We start from the raw sequence: 19,295 nt of genomic DNA on the forward strand, positions 1-19,295 counted from the left end.
CGTCCGGGCCGTCGGCGCCGGCCGGCAGCACCGGGCCGCCGGCGGTGCGCAGCGCGGCCAGCCCGCCGGGGTGGGCGCGGTCGGGGTTCAGCAGCACGGCGGTGACAGCCGCTCCCCTGCGCGCCAGCAGGGCTCCCGCGTACAGCGCGTCGCCGCCGTTGTCGCCGCTGCCGGTCAGCAGCGCCACCCGGGCGCCGTAGACGCGGCCCAGCAACTGCGCCGAGCCGGCCGCCAGCCCGGCGGCGACCCGCCGCATCAGGGTTCCTTCCGGCAGCCGTGCCATCAGCGCCTGTTCGGCCGCCCGTACCGTCTCCACCCGGAACGCATCACGCATCCCCCCAGTCTGCCCGCCCGGCCGCCCGCCACCCGTGCACCGGGCCCGCGTTCCGCGAGCACGTCGGCGCTCCGGGGCCCGGTCGCGGGTGCCGGTGCCGCGGTGTCAGCCCTCGGCCACGACCACCGCCGAGGCGACGCCGGCGTCGTGGCTGAGCGACAGATGCCAGCTGCGCACCCCCGCTTCGGCCGCCGCGGCCGCGACCGTGCCGCGCACCACCAGGTACGGCCGTCCCGAGTCCTGCACGCACACCTCGGCGTCCGTCCAGCGCAGCCCGCCGGGCGCGCCCAGCGCCTTGGCCAGCGCCTCCTTCGCCGCGAAGCGGGCCGCGAGCGAGGCGACTCCGCGGCGTTCCCCGCCGGGCAGCCACAGCTCGGCGTCCGTGAACAGCCGCCGCGCGAGCTGCGGAGTGCGTTCCAGCGACCGGGCGAAGCGGTCGATCTCCGCCACGTCGATCCCCACCCCGATGATCATCGCTCCACCACGGTCCCGGCCACGTCGGTGATCTCCACCCGCACCTCGTCGTCCTCCCGGCGCAGCACGACCACCCGGGCTCCGCCGTCCGGCGGCGGCAGCACCTCCGTGACGTCGAGCGCCTCGGGGCCCAGGGCCGCCGGGCGGGAGGCCAGGAACGCCTCGCCGTCGCCCCGCCCGACGGTCAGCGGCAGCCCCCGGCAGGCCGCGACCAGGGTGTCGGGGTCCTCGGCGTGCACGGCGGCCAGCACGTAGCGGCCGGTCAGCGGCCCGCAGACCCGGTGCATCGCCTCGTCCGGCCCGGCGCCGGAGGAGAACTCCTGGGCCAGCAGGCGGGCGGCGTCCTCGGTGTCGGTCCCGGCGGCGAGCGGGTGACCACTGCCCGCCGGTTCTTCCCGCGGGTTCTCCCAGCCGTCGATGGCGCCGTCCCGCACCACGGCCACCCGTCCCGCGTCATCCAGCCGGGGGAGCGCGTCGCGGTCCGCGGGCGCTCCGCGTCCGTCCCGGCGCAGGTGGCCCAGAGCGGTGGTGCCGGTGGGCAGTGGGCGCCGGTCGAGCGCTTCCGCCAGGTCGTCCGGCGTGCCCGCCGCGCGGGCCGTCGCCAGCCCTCCGTCGGCGAGCACCGCCACCCCCGCCGAGCCGCAGTCCGGGTGCGGCAGCCGCCGCAGCCCGGCCAGGACCATCTCCAGGGCGGATTGCGCCCCCACGTAACCGACGATGCCGCACATGCGGGCAGCGTAGCGCCGCACGGCCGCCGGGCCCCCGCCAGGAGAGTGCGCGCCGCCGCGCGGACAATGGCCCCGTGGCTCCCTCACCCTCACCCCCGCCGGCGTCCTCCCCCGCGCCCTCCCGCCCGCCGATGCCGCCGCCCCCGGTGGCGAGCGGCCAGGCCAGCCCCTACGTCGACCTCTCGCGCGCCGAATGGAGCGCGCTGCGCGAGCGCACACCGATGCCGCTGACGGCCCGGGAGGTGGAGCGGCTGCGCGGCCTGGGCGACGTGATCGACCTGACAGAGGTGCGGGAGGTGTACCTTCCGCTGTCGCGGCTGCTGAACCTGTACGTGGGCGCGACACACGGTCTGCGCGGAGCCCTGAACACCTTCCTCGGCGAGGCGGGTCACCGAGCGGGCCACGGCACGCCGTTCGTGATCGGGGTGGCCGGCAGCGTCGCGGTGGGCAAGTCCACGGTGTCCCGGCTGCTCCGCGCACTGCTCGCCCGCTGGCCGGAGCACCCGCGGGTGGAACTCGTCACCACCGACGGCTTCCTGCTGCCCAACGCCGAGCTGAGCCGACGGGGCCTGATGAACCGCAAGGGGTTCCCCGAGTCCTACGACCGCCGCGCGCTGACCCGCTTCGTCGCCGACATCAAGGCCGGAAAGCCGGAGGTCACCGCCCCGGTCTACTCGCACCTGATCTACGACATCGTGCCGGACGAGCACCTGGTGGTGCGGAGCCCGGACATCCTGATCGTCGAGGGGCTGAACGTGCTCCAGCCGGCCCTGCCGGGCAAGGACGGCCGCACCCGGGTCGCCGTCGCCGACTACTTCGACTTCTCGGTCTACGTCGACGCCCGCACCTCCGACATCGAGGCGTGGTACCTGGACCGGTTCCGACGGCTGCGCGAGACGGCGTTCCAGAACCCGTTCTCCTACTTCCGGCGGTACACCGAGGTCTCCGAGGAGGAGGCGCTGGACTACGCGCGGAACATCTGGCGCACGATCAACCGGCCCAATCTGGAGGAGAACGTCGCGCCCACCCGGGGCCGGGCCACGCTCGTCCTGCGCAAGGGCCCCGACCACACCGTGCAGCGGCTGTCGCTGCGCAAGCTCTGAGCGGGCACTCCGGGCGCGGGCCGTCCGCGCCCGGAGTGCCCGCTCAGCCCAGGGCGGACTTCACGGCGTCGGCCAGCCCGGCGGCCACCGAGCGGGCCTCCTCCTCGTCCGCGGCCTCGACCATCACCCGGACCAGCGGCTCGGTGCCGGAGGGGCGCAGCAGGACCCTGCCGGTCTGGCCCAGCCGCCGCTCGGCCTCCAGGACCGCCCCGGCGAGCTCCTCCGACCGGGCGACCCGGTTCTTGTCCACGTCCCGCACGTTGATCAGCACCTGCGGCAGCCGCTCCATCACCGCGGCCAGGTCTGCCAGCGGGCGTCCGGTCGCGGCGACGCGGGCGGCCAGCATCAGGCCGGTGAGCGTGCCGTCGCCGGTGGTGGCGTGGTCCAGCACGATGACGTGCCCGGACTGCTCGCCGCCCAGCGCGTAGCCGCCGCGCTTCATCTCCTCCAGCACGTAGCGGTCGCCGACCGCGGTGCGCAGCAGCCGCACGTCCTCGCGCTCCATGGCGAGGCTGAAGCCGAGGTTCGACATCACGGTGGCGACGACGGTGTCCTCGCGGAGCTTCCCCGCGTCCCGCAGCGCCAGGGCCAGGACGGCCAGGATCTGGTCGCCGTCGACCTCGTTGCCCGCCGCGTCGGCGGCCAGGCAGCGGTCGGCGTCGCCGTCCACGGCCACGCCCAGGTCCGCGCCGTGCTCGACGACGGCGGCGCGCAGGCCGTCCAGGTGGGTCGAGCCGCAGCCGTCGTTGATGTTGTAGCCGTCGGGCTCGGTGTGCAGGGAGATGACCTCCGCTCCGGCGCGGGCGAACGCCTCGGGAGCGACCCGGGAGGCGGCGCCGTGCGCGCCGTCGAGTACCACCTTGAGCCCGTCCAGCCGGTTCGGGAGCACTCCCACCAGGTGGGACACGTAGTTGTCGAAGCCCTCGCCGTACTCGGTGACCCGTCCGACGCCGGCCCCGACCGGCCGCTCCCAGGGCTGCCCCGCGGCGTGATCGCGGTACAGCGCCTCGATACGGTCCTCCAGCTCGTCGGCGAGCTTGTGCCCGCCGCGGGCGAAGAACTTGATGCCGTTGTCGGGCATCGGGTTGTGGCTGGCGGAGAGCATCACCCCGAAGCCGGCGCCGAGCGCGCCGGTCAGATAGGCCACGGCCGGGGTCGGGAGCACACCGACCCGCAGGACGTCAACGCCGGCACTGGCCAGCCCGGCCACCACCGCGGCCTCCAGGAACTCCCCGGACGCACGCGGGTCGCGGCCGACCACCGCGACCGGGCGGTGCTCACCCTCGCCCGCCACCGGACTGCCGCCGGTCGTGGGCGTGCGCGCCGGGGCGAGCACCTGGGCCGCCGCCACCGACAGGCCGAGCGCCAGCTCGGCGGTGAGATCCGCGTTGGCGACGCCTCGTACGCCGTCCGTCCCGAAGAGTCGTCCCACAGGTGTTCCTCCGCACTTCCGCGGGGCCGACCCCGTCCCGCGCCACCGGCCCTTAACGCGCAATATGATCTTCAGCGCATGTCACCATACTGCGCATTTCCGTACAAAAAGGGGAACGCCCCAGCAGCACATCCGTGCCACCGGGGCGTCCGCACAACAGCCGAGGCGCGTCAGCGCTTGCTGTACTGCGTACCCTTGCGAGCCTTCTTCAGACCGGCCTTCTTCCGCTCCACGGCACGCGCGTCGCGGGTCAGGAAGCCGGCCTTCTTCAGCGGGCCGCGGTTGTTGTCCACGTCCGCCTCGTTCAGCGCACGGGCCACGCCCAGGCGCAGCGCGCCGGCCTGGCCGGAAACGCCGCCGCCGGCGATGCGGGCGATGACGTCGTAGCGCTCTTCCAGCTCGAGCACCTTGAACGGCTCGTTGACTTCCTGCTGGTGCACCTTGTTGGGGAAGTAGCCCTCCAGGGTACGGCCGTTGATCCGCCACTGGCCGCTGCCCGGCACGATGCGCACCCGGGCGATGGCGTTCTTGCGGCGGCCGGTGCCGGCGGCCGGCTGCGGCTCGCCGAACTGGGCGGTCAGCGTCTCCTCGGCGGCGAAGTCCTCGGGGGCGCTCTCGGAGGTGTACTCCTGGTACTCGACCTCCACCTCGGCCTCGGCCTCGGGGGTCTCAGGGTTGGTGGTCTCGGCCACGATGCTCCTCAGATTCTTTTCTTCTTAGGGGGTGGCCGGGACTACTGCGCGACCTGGGTGATCTCGAACGGGACCGGCTGCTGGGCAGCGTGCGGGTGCTCGGGGCCCGCGTAGACCTTCAGCTTCGAGAGCATCTGGCGGCCCAGGGTGTTCTTGGGAAGCATGCCCTTGACGGCCTTCTCGACGGCCTTCTCCGGGTTCTTCTCCAGCAGCTCGTCGTAGCGGATGGACCGCAGACCACCCGGGTAGCCGGAGTGGCGGTAGGCCAGCTTCTGGGTCCGCTTGTTGCCGGAGAGGTGCACCTTGTCGGCGTTGACGATGATGACGAAGTCACCCATGTCAACGTGCGGCGCGTACACCGGCTTGTGCTTGCCCCGCAGAAGGGTGGCGGCCTGGGAGGCCAGGCGGCCCAGGACGACGTCGGCAGCGTCGATGACATGCCACTGACGCTGGACGTCTCCGGGCTTGGGGCTGTACGTACGCACGGTCGTAGCCTTCGCTTTTCAGTGAATGGTTCCTGACAAGGCCACCCGGCGATCAGCGCAGACAAGGCCGCACGCCGGTGACGCAAACCGGGTGCCGACCGCTGGCAATCTCCTGGTGGACCTGCGTAAGGCCCCTCACGTGAGAACGAGCAAGCCAATACGCATATCGACCAGTCACCGTACCGTCCGCCCCCCGTACGGGTCAAAACGCGCCACGGCCCCGCCCCGGCTCCTCCCCTTCACGGGTCACCGGGAGCGGGCCACCCGCGCCTCGTCCCAGACCGGTTCGGACGTCTCACGGACCACGCCGTCCGCGCCGAACACCAGGAAACGGTCGAAGGAACGGGCGAACCAGCGGTCGTGGGTCACCGCCAGCACCGTGCCCTCGTACCGCTCCAGCCCGGCCTGCAGCGCCTCGGCGCTCTCCAGGTCCAGGTTGTCCGTCGGCTCGTCCAGCAGCAGCGCCGTGGTACCGGCCAGCTCCAGCAGCAGGATCTGGAACCTCGCCTGCTGGCCCCCGGAGAGCCGGTCGAACCGCTGCTCACCCTGCCGGTCCAGTTCGTAGCGGCGCAGCGCCGAGGTGGCCGGCCCGCGCGCCCGGGCGTGCTCGGTCCACAGGATGTCCAGCAGCGCCCGGCCCACCAGCCCGGGGTGCGCGTGCGTCTGCGCGAAGTGCCCGGGCACCACGCGGGCGCCCAGCTTCCACTCGCCGGTGTGCGCCACGTCCTCGCCCGCCAGCAGCCGCAGGAAGTGCGACTTCCCCGAGCCGTTGGAGCCGAGCACCGCCACCCGCTCCCCGTAGAAGACCTCCAGGTCGAACGGCTTCATCAGCCCGGTCAGCTCCAGGCGCCGGCAGGTGAGGGCCCGTACCCCGGTCCGGCCGCCGTGCAGCCGCATCGTGATGTTCTGCCGGCGCGGGGGCTCCTGCGGCGGACCGGCCTCCTCGAACTTCCGCAGCCGGGTCTGCGCGGCCCGGTACCGGGAGGCCATCTCGTCGCTGCGCATGGCGTACTGCCGCAGGTCCACGACCAGCTTCTTCAGCTGCGCGCGCTTCTCGTCCCAGCGGCGCCGCAGCTCCTCGAACCGCTCGAAGCGCTTCTCGCGCGCCGCGTGGTACGTGCCGAAGCCCCCGCCGTGCACCCACACGTCGGACCCGGCCGGGCCCGGCTCCACGCTGACGATCTTCTCGGCGGAGCGGGCCAGCAGCTCCCGGTCATGCGAGATGAACAGCACCGTCTTGCGGGTCTCCCGGAGCTGTTCCTCCAGCCAGCGCTTGCCGGGGACGTCCAGGTAGTTGTCCGGCTCGTCCAGCAGCAGCACCTCGTCCGTGCCGCGCAGCAGCGACTCCAGCACCAGCCGCTTCTGCTCCCCGCCGGACAGCGTGCGCACCTGACGCCACTGCGCCTTCTCGTACGGCACGCCGAGCGCGGCCATGGTGCACATGTCCCACAGCGTCTCGGCCTCGTAGCCGCGCGCCTCCGCCCAGTCCGACAGCGCCTGGGCGTACTCCATCTGCGCGGCCTCGTCGTCCCGCTCCATGATCGCCAGCTCGGCGGCGTCCACCGCCAGCGCGGCCTTGCGGACGCGGGGCGCGGCCACCGACACCAGCAGGTCCCGCACCGTCCGCTCGTCCCGGACGCTGCCGACGAACTGCGGCATGACGCCCAGGCCGCCGCTGACCGTCACCGTGCCGCCGTGCGGCGTCAGCTCGCCGGAGATCAGCCGCACCAGCGTCGTCTTCCCTGCGCCGTTCGCACCGACCAGCGCCACCGCCGCGCCCTCGCCGACCCGGAACGACACGTCGTCGAGCAGGACGCGCCCGTCGGGCAGCAGGTACTCCAGGTGCGCGACCTCCACATGACCCATGCCCCGCAGTGTGGACCCCTCGCCGGGCCGGGCCCAAACCCTTTTCCGCCCCGGGAAGCCGCCTACCCGCCCCACAGCTCCCGGCACATCGCCACGGTGGCGGGATCCATCCTCGTCGCCTCCCCCATGTCGCACAGCGCCCGCGCCTCCGGGGAGCCCGTGCCCCTCAGCTCTCCGAGCACGTCCGCCGCGTCCGCGCCGGGCACCGCGCTCCCCCCGCGCCCCTGCTGTCCGGCCGTCCCGGCGCTGCCCGCCTCCCCGGCGGCGCCGGGGTCCGCCCCGGGCGTCCTCGCCGGCGTCAGCCCTTCGCCCGGAACCGGCGGGCGCACCGGGGCCGGCGCCGCGGGGCCACCGGCACCGGACGCGTCGCCACCGGGCTCCACCGGCCCGGCCGGCTCGCCCACCACTCCCCCGGCCGCTCCCTCGGCCCCCGCGTCCTCCCGTGCCCGCCCGTCCCCGCCGGAGCCGGGCCCGTTCTCCCCGGCGGGCACCTCGGGATCCGCCGCCGGCTGTTGCCCCGGGGCCACCGTCTGCGTTCCGGCGGACACGCACCCGGCCGATCCCAGTGCCACCGCCGCCGCCATCGTGGCCGCGGCGGCGGCCGTCACCCGGCGGGAGAAGAGCGTTCGTCTCACGTCCGGCAGCCTCCATGCCCCCGCGCCCGCGGTGTGCGACGCGCGCCGACGCGTCCCCCGGACGAAGGACGTGCGGCCCGTACGCTGGACACATGTACGCGCGACGGCGACGGCGGTACTTCACGCTGATGACCATCAGCATCACGCTGTTCGTCAGCGCCTGGGTCTGGGTGCGCCTGTGGTCGGTCCCGCTGGCCATCGCCATGTGCGTGGTCGCGGCGGCAATCCCCCCGTTCGCCGCCATCGTCGCCAACCGCCGCGAACCCGACGACCGCTGGTGGGACGAGACCCCCTGAGCCCTCGGCGGGCGGCCGGACGCACGACGATGTCCGGATTCCGCCGGACGGTGTCGGTGACCGCTGATGGAATCGCCGCATGGGAAACACTCCGGCCGGTCCGGCCACCTCCTCCGCCTCCGTACAGCAGACCGCCCGCGCGGAACGGTTCCGCGCCCTGCACACCCCCGGTACGCCTCTGGTGCTGCCCAACGCCTGGGACGCGGCCAGCGCGCTGCTCGTCGAGCACGCCGGTGCGCACGCCGTGGCGACATCCAGTTCCGGCGCCTCCTGGAGCATGGGCGCGGCCGACGGCGAGCAGCTGGACCGCCACCAGACCCTGGAGCTGATCTCCCGGATCACCGCCACGGTGGACGTGCCCGTGACGGCGGACATCGAGGGCGGCTACGCACAGGACCCGGCCGGGGTCGGCGAGACCGTCCGCCTGGTCCTCGCGGCGGGTGCCGTCGGGGTGAACCTGGAGGACGCCCGCCAGGGCGGCCCGGCCCCGCTGCGCCCCGTCGCCGAGCAGGCGGCACGCCTGGCGGCCGCGCGGCGGGCGGCCGACGCCGAGGGCATCCCGCTCTTCCTCAACGCCCGCCTGGACACCTACCTCTTCGAGGTGGGCGAGCCGGAGACCCGGCTCGCCCGGACCCTGGAGCGGGCCCGCGCCTACCGCGAGGCGGGCGCGGACGGCATCTTCGTCCCCGGAGTCACCGACCTGCCGGTGGTGGCCGCGCTGGCGGAGGGCATCGACGCCCCGCTCAACGTCCTGGCAGGCCCCGGCTCCCCGCCGGTCGCCGACCTGGCGGCGGCGGGCGCGGCCCGCGTCTCGGTCGGCGGCTCGCTCGCCGCCGCCGCGTACGGCCTGGCGCACCGCGCCGCCCGCGAACTCCTGACCACCGGAACCTGCGACGCCCTCGCCGACGGCATCAGCATGGACCCCCTCCTGGCCCCCGGCCGGGCCACCCCGTAGGTGCTGCCGGGGGAACCACCTGACGGCCGGGGCGGCCGGACGGCGGCCCGGACGGCGCAGGCATGTCAGGCCGGCCGGGCTGGTTCAGCCGTGGTACGGAGCGGTGACGTCCAGGACCCAGGTGACGCCGAAGCGGTCGGTGAGCATGCCGTACAGCGGTGCCCACTGCGCGGGCTCCAGCGGACGCACGATGACCGAGCCCTCGGCGAGCTTGCCCCACACAGCGCTGATCTCCTCGGCGTCGTCGCCGCGCACGGAGACGAAGAACGGGTTCTCGCCCTGGTTCCAGGGCAGCTGCGAGGGCACGTCGTAGGCCATGACGTGGAAGCCGTTGTCACCGGCCACCTCGCCCCACATCACCCAGTCCGCCTCGGCCTCGTTCCGGACGGCGCCCGCGTCCTTGTAGGTGACCGCGTCAGTACGGCCGCCGAAGACGGACTGATAGAAGTCCAGCGCCTCACGTGCGGCGCCCCGGAAGTTCAGGTGAGTGGTGGTCGTGAAAGGCATGACCTGCTCCTTGCTCCATGTGGAATACGCCGCGGGCCGTGCAGGATCCAGCGGCGGCGGCCGTGACCGGGAGGGATGCCTCCCGGACGGCTCGTATGCCACGATGGCAGGGCAAGAGGACAGGTTGTGTCCTGTACTGCTGGGGAGCGGGTGTCATGCAGAAAACGTCCTCACGGCTGCTCGCACTGCTTTCCCTGCTCCAGACGCACCGGGGCTGGTCGGGCGAGGATCTCGCCGAACGTCTCGGCATCACCTCGCGCACCGTGCGCCGCGACATGGACCGTCTGCGCGAACTGGGCTACCCGATCACCACCGTCAAAGGACCGGCCGGCGGTTACCGGCTGGAGGCCGGCGCTGTCCTGCCACCCCTGCTGTTCGACGACGGCCAGGCCGTCGCCCTGGCCGTCGCGCTGCAGACCGCGGCCGCCGGCACCGCCGTCGCCGAAGACGCTACCCGCGCCCTGGCCACCCTCCGCCAGGTCATGCCACCCCGCCTGCGCCACCGCATCGACCTGCTGCGCACCACCGCCGTCCCCCCGCCCGCGGCTCATGACACCCTCCGGGCCGACACTCAGGTCCTGATGGAGCTGAGCCGCGTCATCCATGCCCGCGAGGAACTGCGCTTCGACTACGCCCCGAGCTCCGGCACCTCAGCCGACCACCCCTGCCGGGTACAACCCCACCACCTGGTCACCTGGCGTCACCACTGGTACCTCGTGGCCTGGGACCTCCATCGCGAGGACTGGCGTACCTTCCGCGTCGACCGCATCCGGCCCCGCACACCCACCGGCCCCCGCTTCACCCCTCGTGAACTCCCCGGCGGTGACGTCTCCGCCTTCATCACCAGCCGGTTCCGCGGCAACGACGGCACCACCACCGACTGGCCCTGCCGAGGCGAAGTCATCCTCCACCTCCCGGCCGCCGACGTCGCACCCTTCGCCCAGGACGGCATCGTCGAGGAACTCGGCCCGCGCCACTGCCGGCTCGTCCTCGGCTCCTGGTCATGGACCGGACTCGCCGCCGCCATCGGACGCTTCGACACCGATATCGAAGTCATCGGCCCACCCCAGCTGGTCACCGCATTCGGGGACCTCGCCGCCCGATGTGCCCACGCCGCCCGCACCACAGGACCGGAGACCGTCCAGGCCCCCTTCCCCCCGGCCTGATGCCGGGCGTCAGCCGGTGTGCTGAGCCTGCTGCTGCGCCTGCCCCCGACGCCACCGCACCCAGCCGCCCGCACACCCCGCTACCCCCTTACACCGTCCAGGGCACCGGACTTGATCCCATGGAGCAGAGCGGCCAGCGCGGCACCGGAGGCGCTGAGTATCACCTCCGGGTCGTCACTCTCCCGCAGCCGGACCCGGCCTCCGGCGCCTGCTGCGATGTTCAGGCAGTTCCCCGCCTCACTGCTGAACGACGACTTCTGCCAACGAGATACGGGCATGGAAGACCTCCGGGATTCAGAAACTGCGTGCAACCTTGTGGATCACTTCTCTGGCGGCCGATGGCTCCACAGCGCAGGCCTCCATCCGATCCACGATCTGGCGGTACTTGAGGAGATGCGGCTCGGTATCCAGAAAGCTCGGCCCATGGTCGGTATCGATCTGGACAGTGTCCAGCCTCGGCACCTCCCCCTCGTAATAGATGATGCCCTGGCCCGAACTGGGGAACGTAGAGGTCCCGAAAGGCACCACAACGAGGTGGATGTGAGGGAGTTCGCTCATGTCGAGCAGATGCTCCAGTTGAGCCTTGGCCACCTCCGCACCGCCGAAACCCATGTGCAGTGCGGCTTCATGAACGATCGCGGTGACGGGGGTCGGTGTGTCAGCGTAGAGAATCGCTTGGCGCTTGAGCCGGTGAGAAACCCGGTGCTCCACCTCGTGGGGCGGGAGGGCCGGGACGATGTGGCTCATCAGAGCACGTGCGTGGGCAGCCGTCTGGAGCAGCCCCGGCATGTGGATGACGGTTCCGAGCCGGATGGCCTCGGCATGATGCTCGACCTCCGCCAGATCGAGCGAGCCGCGGGGCAGGATCTCGCGGTACTCGTCCCACCAACCCCGCGTCCGCCCGCCTGTCATGCCTGCCAACGCGTCGACGAACGGCTGGTCTGCACAGCCATACGTTCGAGCCATGGTTCGCACTCTGTCGGCGCTGACTGCATAGCCTCCCGACTCGATGTTGCTGACCCGTGATTGCGAGACACCCAGCAACTCACCTGCCTGGGTAGCGCTCAGCTCTGCGCGCTCCCTGAGCCTCCGTAGCTCGGCTCCCAGCCGACGCTGCCGAATGGTCGGCGGGGGTTTGGGCCGGGCAGTCATCGGTCTCCTCACGCATGAAACGCACGTGCACGCCTCCACCCTCACGAATGAAAGTGTGTCGCAACACACTCAATCAGTGGACTGCATTCTAGTGGCACGCCTACGGTCTGCATCATCGGACAGTGCCCGTCGGCCGCCGACGTCCCCTCTCAACGAGCAACCCGCCCCGCCTCAGGAGATCTCCATGACCACCGTATTCCCGCGAAACCCCGACCCCGGCCCCGCAGGGGCGCCTGCCACCCGACCGGAGGGTTTCGACGAGGAGGTGTGCGAACTGGTTCTCGATACCGCGCCACAACTGTTCGCCGTGGTGGAGGAATTCGCCACCGTCGACGGCGACCTCGACGCCTGTGTGGCCGCATGGGGCCTGGCTCACGAGGACGGAACGGCTCACGTCACCCGCTGGGACGGGCGCTCCCACATGATCGTCAACTCGCCCCGGCGTGCCGCCGAAGTACTGGCCGCACGTTCCGGCTCTCGCGCCTACCTGGTGTGGGTGCCGCCCGAGCCCGGCCCGGACTGAGCCGGCCGACACCGCCGGCTGCTGTCCGGGGACGCGGAGCGGAACCCGCCACGGTGCCGTGGGACGCCGCGGGACTAAACTCGGCGCATGAGTTTCGGGCAGGGGGGACCCGCGTGGGGTCCCGGCGGGTCGCAGACGCCGGACTGGGACGCGCTGGCCGCCGAGGCCGAGGCGGGCAGGCGCCGCAAGCGGTGGATGATCGTGGGCGGCGCCGCGCTGGCCGCCGCCGCCATCGGCACCGTGGTGGCTCTCGCCATCGTCCAGCAAGGCAACGGCGGCGGAGCGGAGGCGACCGACGAGCCGTCGGCCTCGCTGCCGGACGACAAGAGCGCGCCTTCGGACACTCCGCAGCCCGAGCCGTCGTTCGAGGAGACGAGCCTGCCCCCGCTGCCCAAGCCGCGGGAGTTCGTCACCGACGCCGACAAGGACATCGCCCCGTTCGAGGCCGAGACGTTCTACGCCGGTGACACCATGACGGTCGACGGCCGCACGTACACCCGCACCGCCGCCTCCGGCACCGACAACTGCGCCGAGGCCGCAGCGGGTTCGCTGGCCTCCGTGCTGACCGAGCACGGCTGCGGCACGCTGCTGCGGGCCACCTACGTCGCCGACGGCGTCGTGGTCACCGTCGGTGTCGCGCAGTTCGCCGGCGAGGAGGACGCGCGGGCCGCAAAGGAGGCGGCGGCGCCGCATCTGGCTCCGCTGATCGCCGGGGAGACGCCGCAGTTCTGTGGGCGGGGCGGCTGCCGGACGACCTCCAACTACGTCGGCCGGTACGCGTACTTCACCATCGCGGGCAACGCCGACGGCAGTCCGGACAGCGGCGAGGAGTCCCGTGCCCTGCAGGCCGCCCGGGACGGCAACGACCACGCCTTCCACCGCATCATCCAGCGCGGCGAGACCCAGGCGTCGGCATCGGCCAGCGCGCTGGTGGAGGAGCGGCGCAGGAACGGCTGAGCCACGCGCCGTTCACCCCGCACGGCCGGTCAGCAGCAGCCCGGGGTGTCGGGCGCGGCGGGCAGGGTGCGTCTGGTGCGGGACTGCTGGTTGCGGGCGGCCAGCAGGGAGTCCGCCGGGTAGCCGACCTCCTCCAGGGTGAGGCCGTGCGGGCGCACGACGTGGACCGCGGAGTCCCGGACGCCTGCCGCCAGGACCTCGCCGGGCCAGGCGGGCGGGCGGTGGCCGTCGCCCACGAAGAGCATCGCGCCGACCAGCGAACGCACCATGTTGTGGCAGAAGGCATCAGCTTGGACGGTGGCGGCCAGGATGCCGTCCGGCCGCCGCTCCCAGTGCAGGGCGCGCAGCGTCCGGATGGTGGTGGCGCCCTCGCGCTTCTTGCAGTAGGCGGCGAAGTCGTGCTCGCCCAGCAGGCGTTCGGCGGCCAGGTTCATGGCGTCCACGTCGAGCGGCCAGTTGTGCCACAGCACGTGCCCCCGGCGCAGCGGGTCCACGCCGCCGGGATGGTCGCTGACCCGGTAGACGTAGCGCCGCCAGACGGCGGAGAAACGGGCGTTGAAGTGCTCCGGGGCCCGGCCGACCCGCCAGACCCTGATGTCCTGCGGGAGCCTGCCGGTGAGCCTGCGGTGCAGCCGGTCCTCAGCCTTCTCCCAGACCCCCGCGGGCAGGTCCACGTGGGCGACCTGGCCGCGCGCGTGCACCCCGGCGTCGGTGCGGCCGGCCACCGTCAGCTCCCAGGGGCGCTCGGCGCGGGTGACGACGCGCAGGGCGTCCTCCACCTCCTGCTGCACGGTCCGGCGGCCGTTCTGGCGGGCCCATCCGGAGAAGCCGGCGCCGTCGTAGGCCAGGTCCAGCCGCACCCGGACGAACCCGGGCTCCACCTCGTCGCTCACACCGCTGATCCTCTCAGAACCCGCCTGCCACGGACGCCGACGGGGGCCCGCTCCCTGCCGGAAGCGGGCCCCCGTCGGGGCCGGATCACCCGATCGTTCAGGCGTCCTTCTTGTCCTCGCCCTTGTCCTCGGCGTCGGCGCTCTCCTCGGCCTTGGCCTCGGCCTCGGTCGCCTCGGCGTCGGCCTTCGGCTCGTCCTTGGCCAGGTCGGCCTTGGCGGTGTCCTGCTCCTTGACCGCGCGCGCGGTGGCTGCCTCGGCCTCGCCGACGGCCTCCTGCTGCACGGTCAGCGCCTCGACCAGCTCGATGACCGCCATCGGGGCGTTGTCGCCGCGACGGGGACCGATCTTGGTGATGCGGGTGTAGCCGCCGGGGCGGTTGGCGAACTGCGGGCCGATCTCCGTGAACAGGGTGTGGACGACACTCTTGTCGCGGATGGTCTGCATCACCTGGCGACGGTTGTGCAGGTCGCCCTTCTTCGCCTTGGTGATCAGACGCTCGGCCACCGGACGCAGCCGGCGGGCCTTGGCCTCGGTGGTGGTGATGCGCCCGTGCTCGAACAGCGAGGTGGCCAGGTTGGCCAGCATCAGCCGCTGGTGGGAGGCGCTGCCGCCGAGCCGGGTCCCCTTGGTGGGCTTGGGCATCGTGTTTCTCCTCGTATCTCTGCACCGGCCGTATCAGGTACCGGTGTCAGGGCCCGCCGGGCAGGCGCCCGGCGGGTGTGTCCCGGGCCGCGGCCCGGGGGGTCTGCGGGCCGCCGGACCCCCTCGCGGGGAGCCGGCGGCGGCCGGTCAGTACTGCTCGGTCTCCGCGAAGCCCGCGTCGCCCTCGTCGTCCGCGCCGAACGCGTCGGCGGCGGTCGTCGGGTCGAATCCGGGCGGGCTGTCCTTGAGGGCCAGGCCCATGCCGGCCAGCTTCGCCTTGACCTCGTCGATCGACTTCGCACCGAAGTTGCGGATGTCGAGCAGGTCCGCCTCGGAGCGGGCGACGAGCTCGCCCACCGAGTGGATGCCCTCGCGCTTGAGGCAGTTGTAGGAGCGGACGGTCAGCTCCAGCTCCTCGATCGGCAGCGCCAGGTCGGCGGCGAGCGCGGCGTCCGTCGGGGACGGGCCCATGTCGATGCCCTCGGCGTCGACGTTCAGCTCGCGGGCCAGGCCGAACAGCTCGACCAGGGTCTTGCCGGCGGAGGCCATGGCGTCACGGGGACGCATCGACTCCTTGGTCTCGACGTCGACGATCAGCTTGTCGAAGTCGGTGCGCTGCTCGACTCGGGTCGCCTCGACCTTGTAGGTGACCTTGAGCACCGGGCTGTAGATCGAGTCGACCGGGATCCGGCCGATCTCCTGGCCGGCGGCCTTGTTCTGCACCGCGGAGACGTAGCCGCGACCGCGCTCGACGGTCAGCTCCATCTCCAGCTTGCCCTTGCTGTTCAGGGTGGCGAGCACCAGGTCGGGGTTGTGCACCTCGACACCGGCCGGCGGGGCGATGTCGGCGGCGGTGACCAGCCCGGGGCCCTGCTTGCGCAGGTACATCACGACCGGCTCGTCGTGCTCGGAGGAGACGACCAGCTGCTTGATGTTCAGGATGAGGTCGGTGACGTCCTGCTTGACGCCCGGCACGGTGGTGAACTCGTGCAGGACGCCGTCGATCCGGATGCTGGTGACGGCGGCACCGGGGATCGAGGACAGCAGGGTGCGGCGCAGGCTGTTGCCGAGGGTGTAGCCGAAGCCCGGCTCCAGGGGCTCGATGACGAACCGGGAGCGGAACTCGTCGACGACCTCTTCGGTCAGTGACGGACGCTGAGCGATCAGCATGGGGAATGACTCCAGTCTTCGGCACCCGCTATTTGATGCCGAGCCAGACAACGTGTTGTGTCAAGGGTACGGGTGGAGCCGCGGGGCCACGCCGGGCCGCGCGGCTCCACCCGTTTCCGCCGGGCTCCGCTCGCTTACTTGGAGTAGAGCTCGACGATCAGCTGCTCCTGCACCTGGGTGTCGATCACCTGGCGCTCGGGCAGGGAGTGGACCAGAATCCGCAGCTTGGAGGGGATGGCCTCCAGCCACGCGGGAACGGTCTTGTCGCCGGCCTCCGCCATGGCCACCTGGAAGGGGGTCAGGGTGCGGGAGGACTCGCGGACCTCGACGATGTCGTTCGGGACGACCCGCGCCGAGGGGATGTCCGTCTTGCGGCCGTTCACGGTGATGTGGCCGTGACGGACGAGCTGACGGGCGTGGTCGCGGGACTTGGCGAAGCCGGCCCGGTAGACCACGTTGTCGAGGCGGGACTCGAGGATCCGCAGCAGGTTCTCGCCGGTCTTGCCCTGCTGGCGGTTGGCCTCGTTGTAGTACCCGCGGAACTGCTTCTCCAGGACGCCGTAGACGCGCGCGCACTTCTGCTTCTCGCGCTTCTGCAGCAGGTACTCGCTGTCCTTGGTGCGCCCGCGACCGTGCTCACCCGGGGGGTAAGGACGGATCTCGATCGGGCACTTCGCGCTCTCGCACTTGCTCCCCTTGAGGAAGAGCTTCTGCTTCTCCCGACGGCAACGCTTGCAGTCGGCCCCGGTGTAACGCGCCATTGTTTCTTGTCTCCTACTTCGGCTGGATCAGACGCGGCGACGCTTGGGCGGGCGGCATCCGTTGTGCGGGGTCGGGGTGACGTCCTGGATCGAGCCCACCTCAAGGCCGGTGGCCTGGAGCGAGCGGATCGCGGTCTCCCGGCCGGAGCCGGGGCCCTTCACGAAGACGTCCACCTTGCGCATGCCGTGCTCCTGCGCGCGGCGGGCGGCGCTCTCGGCGGCCATCTGCGCGGCGAAGGGAGTGGACTTGCGCGAGCCCTTGAAGCCGACGTGACCGGCCGAGGCCCAGGAGATCACGTTCCCGGTCGGGTCGGTGATCGAGACGATGGTGTTGTTGAACGTGCTCTTGATGTGAGCGTGCCCGTGGGCAACGTTCTTCTTTTCCTTGCGGCGCACCTTCTTGGCGCCCGCGGTACGGCCCTTGGGAGGCATATGTGTACTCCTGTGGAGGTGGTCGGTCCAGCAGCTCGGGACCGCTTGTCAGCGTCCGGTGCGGACTACTTCTTGCCCGGCTTCTTCTTGCCGGCGATCGCGCGACGCGGGCCCTTGCGGGTGCGCGCGTTGGTCTTCGTGCGCTGGCCGCGGACCGGCAGGCCCCGGCGGTGGCGCAGACCTTCGTAGGCGCCGATCTCGACCTTGCGGCGGATGTCGGCCTGGACCTCACGGCGGAGGTCGCCCTCGGTCTTGATGTTGTTCTCGACGTACTCGCGGATCTTGACGAGGTCTTCCTCGGAAAGGTCGCGGACGCGGGTGTCGGGGTTCACCCCGGTGGTGCTGAGGGTCTGCTGGGCAAGGGTTCGACCGATGCCGAAGACGTAGGTGAGGGCGACCTCGACGCGCTTGTCGCGCGGGAGATCAACGCCTACGACGCGTGCCATGCATGGCTCCTGGTATCTGTTCGGAGGTCTTCCGCAGCACCGTTCCCGTAAGACTCTTGAGTGTTACGAGCCGGGTCCCCGGCCTCCGACCGGGGGTGTCGTCCCCGCGCGCGGTGCACGAGGGGTCGGGTTGCTGCGCGTGTGATGTTCTTTCGCGTACGTCGCGCGAAGAGGCTGCTTCGGTGCGAGGCGGCCGGCGTGCGTCAGCCCTGGCGCTGCTTGTGGCGCAGGTTGTCGCAGATGACCATGACCCGGCCGTGACGGCGGATCACCTTGCACTTGTCGCAGATCTTCTTGACGCTCGGCTTGACCTTCATGGGTGTGAGGTTCTCCGGGTCTCGATCTACTTGTAGCGGTAGACGATCCGCCCGCGGGTCAGGTCGTAGGGAGACAGCTCCACCACGACCCGGTCGTCGGGAAGAATGCGGATGTAGTGCATCCGCATCTTGCCGCTGATGTGCGCGAGGACCTGGTGCCCGTTCTGGAGCTCCACCTTGAACATCGCGTTCGGGAGAGACTCGACGACGGTGCCCTCGATCTCGATGGCCCCTTGTTTTTTGGCCATGCTTGAGCGCTTCACCTTCCGGGATCGGCTACCTGGACAGCCCTGGTACACACACGCACCAGGGACCGACGATCCAGTTTACGGCACCCCATCGGAAAAGACGAATCCGGGTAGCCTCCCCGGGATTCAAGATCGTTAAGCGGGGAAGGTCAGGCCAGCGGGTCGGGGGCGGCCGTCACGCCCAGCTCCGCCAGCCTGGCCCGGCCGCCGTCCACAGCGGTCAGCACCAGCGGCCCCTCCTCGGTGAGCGCCACCGAGTGCTCCCAGTGCGCCGCCCAGGAGCCGTCGTCGGTCTTGACCGTCCAGTCGTCGGACAGCACGTGCGTGGTCGGCGCGCCCAGCGAGACCATCGGTTCGATCGCCAGGCACATGCCGGGCACCAGCTTCGGGCCCTTGCCCCGCCGCCGCTCGACGTAGTTCAGCAGGTGCGGGTCCATGTGCATCTGGCTGCCGATGCCGTGGCCCCCATAGTCCTCGACGATCCCGTACCGGCCGCCGCCGGCCCGGCGCTGCCGCCGCAGGTAGGTCTCGATGGCCCGGGAGATGTCCACCAGCCGGCCGCCCTTGCGCATGGCCGCGATGCCGGCCCACAGCGACTCCTCGGTCACCCGGCTCAGCTCGTGCAGCTCGGGCGCGTGCCCCTCCCCCACGAAGACGGTCAGCGCCGCGTCCCCGTGCCATCCGTCGACGATCGCGCCGGCGTCGATGGAGATGATGTCACCGGACTTCAGCACGGTGTCCCGGTCGGGGATGCCGTGCACCACGACATCGTTCACCGAGGTGCAGATGTTGCCGGGGAAGCCTCCGTACCCGAGGAAGTTCGGCTTGGCACCGTGGTCGGCGAGCACCTTGGCGGCGATGTCGTCGAGGTCCTTGGTGGTCGCCCCGGGCACCGCGGCCGCCGCGCAGGCGCGGTGCATCTCCGCCACGACGAGGCCGGCTGCCCGCATCTTCGCGATCTGCTCGGGGGTCTTGATCTCCACCATCAGGGTTCCTTCTCCGCTTCGCTGCGTGGCTCCGGCCGGGCGGGACCACTCAAGACTACGGCCGTGGCGTCCCGGGGGACACCACGGCCGTCAC

26 protein-coding genes are annotated in these 19,295 nt (G+C 71.8%); 6 read left to right on the top strand and 20 right to left on the bottom strand.

From position 1 onward, the window contains the following. From ABD299_RS12840 to ABD299_RS12850, 3 genes are all read right to left on the bottom strand, one after another. The coding region (locus ABD299_RS12840) for an NAD(P)H-hydrate epimerase (protein WP_344261687.1) at positions 1-334 on the bottom strand (334 nt) is incomplete at its 3' end. A 105-nt stretch (positions 335-439) separates the two neighbouring features. After that, complete coding sequence (locus ABD299_RS12845; RefSeq protein WP_344261689.1) at positions 440-808, bottom strand: holo-ACP synthase; 369 nt, start codon at positions 806-808, stop codon at positions 440-442. Then, positions 805-1,536 carry a glucosamine--fructose-6-phosphate aminotransferase gene (locus ABD299_RS12850; RefSeq protein ID WP_344261691.1) on the bottom strand — a complete coding sequence of 244 codons (732 nt, stop codon included), beginning with the start codon at positions 1,534-1,536 and terminating at the stop codon, positions 805-807. Before ABD299_RS12850 ends, ABD299_RS12845 begins: the two co-directional genes overlap by 4 nt. Positions 1,537-1,667: 131 nt before the next feature. Between ABD299_RS12850 and coaA the strand changes: the two genes are divergently transcribed. Continuing rightward, a complete protein-coding gene (coaA, locus tag ABD299_RS12855) occupies positions 1,668-2,639 on the top strand; it encodes a type I pantothenate kinase (RefSeq protein WP_344261921.1) in 972 nt (323 codons plus the stop codon). A gap of 43 nt (positions 2,640-2,682) precedes the next feature. Here coaA and glmM read toward each other — a convergent pair whose 3' ends face one another. The 5 genes from glmM to ABD299_RS12880 all read right to left on the bottom strand — a co-directional run bounded on the left by glmM (position 2,683) and on the right by ABD299_RS12880 (position 7,749). Then, positions 2,683-4,071, bottom strand: coding sequence for a phosphoglucosamine mutase (gene glmM, locus ABD299_RS12860; protein ID WP_344261693.1), 1,389 nt, complete (start codon positions 4,069-4,071; stop codon positions 2,683-2,685). Positions 4,072-4,241: 170 nt separating this feature from the next. Then, positions 4,242-4,763 (bottom strand): 30S ribosomal protein S9, encoded by a 522-nt coding sequence (gene rpsI / locus ABD299_RS12865; protein WP_344261695.1) that lies wholly within the window; start codon positions 4,761-4,763, stop codon positions 4,242-4,244. Between the two features lie 41 nt (positions 4,764-4,804). Then, positions 4,805-5,248, bottom strand: coding sequence for a 50S ribosomal protein L13 (gene rplM / locus ABD299_RS12870; protein ID WP_344261697.1), 444 nt, complete (start codon positions 5,246-5,248; stop codon positions 4,805-4,807). Between the two features lie 246 nt (positions 5,249-5,494). Then, on the bottom strand, positions 5,495-7,114 hold the full coding sequence (locus ABD299_RS12875) for an ABC-F family ATP-binding cassette domain-containing protein (RefSeq protein ID WP_344261699.1): 1,620 nt from the start codon (positions 7,112-7,114) through the stop codon (positions 5,495-5,497). 62 nt (positions 7,115-7,176) lie between these two features. Beyond that, complete coding sequence (locus tag ABD299_RS12880; RefSeq protein WP_344261701.1) at positions 7,177-7,749, bottom strand: hypothetical protein; 573 nt, start codon at positions 7,747-7,749, stop codon at positions 7,177-7,179. A gap of 92 nt (positions 7,750-7,841) precedes the next feature. Between ABD299_RS12880 and ABD299_RS12885 the strand changes: the two genes are divergently transcribed. Beyond that, positions 7,842-8,045: a DUF3099 domain-containing protein gene (locus ABD299_RS12885; RefSeq protein ID WP_344261703.1), complete on the top strand. Its 204-nt coding sequence runs from the start codon at positions 7,842-7,844 to the stop codon at positions 8,043-8,045. A gap of 79 nt (positions 8,046-8,124) precedes the next feature. Continuing rightward, a complete protein-coding gene (locus ABD299_RS12890; RefSeq protein WP_344261705.1) occupies positions 8,125-9,000 on the top strand; it encodes an isocitrate lyase/PEP mutase family protein in 876 nt (291 codons plus the stop codon). Between the two features lie 84 nt (positions 9,001-9,084). Here ABD299_RS12890 and ABD299_RS12895 read toward each other — a convergent pair whose 3' ends face one another. After that, the gene (locus ABD299_RS12895; RefSeq protein WP_344261707.1) at positions 9,085-9,507 is read right to left on the bottom strand and encodes a VOC family protein; all 423 of its coding nucleotides are present in this window, start codon (positions 9,505-9,507) and stop codon (positions 9,085-9,087) included. 155 nt (positions 9,508-9,662) lie between these two features. On the opposite strand from ABD299_RS12895, the gene ABD299_RS12900 reads away from it, so the two are divergent. Continuing rightward, complete coding sequence (locus ABD299_RS12900) at positions 9,663-10,673, top strand: helix-turn-helix transcriptional regulator (protein WP_344261709.1); 1,011 nt, start codon at positions 9,663-9,665, stop codon at positions 10,671-10,673. A gap of 80 nt (positions 10,674-10,753) precedes the next feature. Here the strand turns inward: ABD299_RS12900 and ABD299_RS12905 are convergent, their stop codons facing one another. Together ABD299_RS12905 and ABD299_RS12910 are read right to left on the bottom strand one after the other, a co-directional pair. Further along, positions 10,754-10,951, bottom strand: a complete 198-nt coding sequence (locus ABD299_RS12905; protein WP_344261711.1) for a DUF397 domain-containing protein — start codon at positions 10,949-10,951, stop codon at positions 10,754-10,756. 16 nt (positions 10,952-10,967) lie between these two features. Further along, positions 10,968-11,825 (bottom strand): helix-turn-helix domain-containing protein, encoded by an 858-nt coding sequence (locus tag ABD299_RS12910; RefSeq protein ID WP_344261713.1) that lies wholly within the window; start codon positions 11,823-11,825, stop codon positions 10,968-10,970. Positions 11,826-12,009: 184 nt separating this feature from the next. Here ABD299_RS12910 and ABD299_RS12915 point away from each other — a divergent pair, with 184 nt between their 5' ends. Together ABD299_RS12915 and ABD299_RS12920 are read left to right on the top strand one after the other, a co-directional pair. After that, entirely contained in the window at positions 12,010-12,348 is a 339-nt protein-coding gene (locus ABD299_RS12915; protein ID WP_344261715.1) for a hypothetical protein, read from the top strand. Between the two features lie 87 nt (positions 12,349-12,435). Further along, positions 12,436-13,305, top strand: coding sequence for a hypothetical protein (locus tag ABD299_RS12920; RefSeq protein WP_344261717.1), 870 nt, complete (start codon positions 12,436-12,438; stop codon positions 13,303-13,305). A gap of 29 nt (positions 13,306-13,334) precedes the next feature. On the opposite strand, the gene truA is transcribed toward ABD299_RS12920, so the two are convergent. The 9 genes from truA to map all read right to left on the bottom strand — a co-directional run bounded on the left by truA (position 13,335) and on the right by map (position 19,201). Next, complete coding sequence (truA, locus tag ABD299_RS12925) at positions 13,335-14,198, bottom strand: tRNA pseudouridine(38-40) synthase TruA (protein ID WP_344261719.1); 864 nt, start codon at positions 14,196-14,198, stop codon at positions 13,335-13,337. A gap of 97 nt (positions 14,199-14,295) precedes the next feature. Next, complete coding sequence (gene rplQ, locus ABD299_RS12930) at positions 14,296-14,841, bottom strand: 50S ribosomal protein L17 (protein WP_344261721.1); 546 nt, start codon at positions 14,839-14,841, stop codon at positions 14,296-14,298. 147 nt (positions 14,842-14,988) lie between these two features. Beyond that, on the bottom strand, positions 14,989-16,011 hold the full coding sequence (locus ABD299_RS12935) for a DNA-directed RNA polymerase subunit alpha (protein WP_344261723.1): 1,023 nt from the start codon (positions 16,009-16,011) through the stop codon (positions 14,989-14,991). 134 nt (positions 16,012-16,145) lie between these two features. After that, positions 16,146-16,772, bottom strand: coding sequence for a 30S ribosomal protein S4 (gene rpsD, locus ABD299_RS12940; RefSeq protein WP_344261725.1), 627 nt, complete (start codon positions 16,770-16,772; stop codon positions 16,146-16,148). A gap of 27 nt (positions 16,773-16,799) precedes the next feature. After that, positions 16,800-17,204, bottom strand: coding sequence for a 30S ribosomal protein S11 (rpsK, locus tag ABD299_RS12945; protein ID WP_004571845.1), 405 nt, complete (start codon positions 17,202-17,204; stop codon positions 16,800-16,802). Positions 17,205-17,269: 65 nt separating this feature from the next. Beyond that, positions 17,270-17,650, bottom strand: coding sequence for a 30S ribosomal protein S13 (gene rpsM, locus ABD299_RS12950; RefSeq protein WP_344261727.1), 381 nt, complete (start codon positions 17,648-17,650; stop codon positions 17,270-17,272). 203 nt (positions 17,651-17,853) lie between these two features. Beyond that, complete coding sequence (gene rpmJ, locus ABD299_RS12955) at positions 17,854-17,967, bottom strand: 50S ribosomal protein L36 (RefSeq protein WP_003956441.1); 114 nt, start codon at positions 17,965-17,967, stop codon at positions 17,854-17,856. Between the two features lie 26 nt (positions 17,968-17,993). Further along, the gene (gene infA, locus ABD299_RS12960) at positions 17,994-18,215 is read right to left on the bottom strand and encodes a translation initiation factor IF-1 (protein ID WP_003948620.1); all 222 of its coding nucleotides are present in this window, start codon (positions 18,213-18,215) and stop codon (positions 17,994-17,996) included. Between the two features lie 149 nt (positions 18,216-18,364). Next, the gene (gene map, locus ABD299_RS12965) at positions 18,365-19,201 is read right to left on the bottom strand and encodes a type I methionyl aminopeptidase (RefSeq protein WP_344261730.1); all 837 of its coding nucleotides are present in this window, start codon (positions 19,199-19,201) and stop codon (positions 18,365-18,367) included. Between the last annotated feature and the right edge of the window lie 94 nt (positions 19,202-19,295).

Source organism: Streptomyces sodiiphilus, assembly GCF_039529215.1.
Lineage (GTDB): Bacteria > Actinomycetota > Actinomycetes > Streptomycetales > Streptomycetaceae > Streptomyces > Streptomyces sodiiphilus.